The organism is Candidatus Cloacimonadota bacterium, from assembly GCA_034661015.1.
GTDB lineage: Bacteria > Cloacimonadota > Cloacimonadia > JGIOTU-2 > JGIOTU-2 > JAYEKN01.
In genome coordinates, this window is the sequence record JAYEKN010000030.1 from 1 (window position 1) to 1,178 (window position 1,178).

The following is a 1,178-nucleotide window of genomic DNA, read 5'->3' on the forward strand; positions in this document are numbered from 1 at the left end:
TATCCATTTCTTTCAGGAATCACAGCAATCCCCGGCAGTTCTTTACCGGCAAGCATTTCGAGAGACGCACCACCACCGGTTGAGATATGGGTCATCCTGTTTTCCAAACCAATTTTCTCTACAGCCGCAGCAGAATCACCCCCTCCGATTATTGTGATTCCATCAAAATCAGCAAGAGTTTGAGCAACAGAATAAGTTCCGTGCGCAAAATTATCAATTTCAAACATTCCCATAGGTCCGTTCCAGACAACCGTTTTTGATTCGTTGATTATCCGTTTGAATTTCTTAATAGTTTTTTCTCCGATATCTAATCCCATCCACCCGTTTGGAATTTTTTCGACTGATACTGTTTTAAATTCTGCATTTTTTTGAGGTTCTTTTGCAATCACCGTATCTACCGGCAAAACAATATCCACTCCTTTTTTTTTCGAAAGTTCAAGTAAATTTTTTGCAAGTTCGAGTTTATCTTCCTCCACGAGTGACTTCCCCACAGAATATCCCAACGCCTTATAAAAAGTAAACATCATTGCTCCACCGATAAGAATATTATCAGCCTTTTTCATTACTTCTTTGATCAATTCGATCTTCCCCGATACTTTTACCCCACCAAAAATTGCAGTAAATGGCTTTTGCGGATCACCCAATTGTTGTTTGAGATACTTCAATTCTTTTTCAACAAGAAAACCGATAGCAGAAGGCAAAATATTTGCAAGTCCAACATTTGAAGCGTGAGCTCTGTGGGCTGTTCCAAAAGCATCATTAATAAAAATATCTCCAAGAGAGGCAAGTTGTTTGGCGAATTCGGGATCATTCTTTTTCTCTTCGGGATGGAATCTTGTGTTTTCGAGCAAAACAATCTCGCCGGGTTTCATTCTTCCAATGTCCTCATTTACCCTTTTACCAATGCAATCGTTCATCATTATCACATTTTCCCCGAGTAATTTTGAAAGATGTTTTGCAACCGGTTCCAAAGATAATTCGGGAACAACTTTTCCTTTCGGTCTTCCCAAATGAGATAAAAGAATTACTGATGCGTGATGATCAATCAGATATTTTATAGTTGGAAGAGCAGATTTTATTCTTTTGTCATTATTAATTTTTTGTTCAGCATCAAGGGGTACATTAAAATCCACCCGGACTAAAACTTTTTTATTAGATACTTCAATATCATTAACAGA

At 37.8% G+C, this 1,178-nt stretch carries 1 protein-coding gene; it reads right to left on the minus strand.

Going from position 1 to position 1,178, the window contains the following annotated elements; translation table 11 throughout:
• Window positions 1-1,178, minus strand: a 1,178-nt coding sequence (locus U9P79_00980; GenBank protein ID MEA2103205.1) for a phosphoglycerate kinase, incomplete at both ends; no start/stop codon positions are given.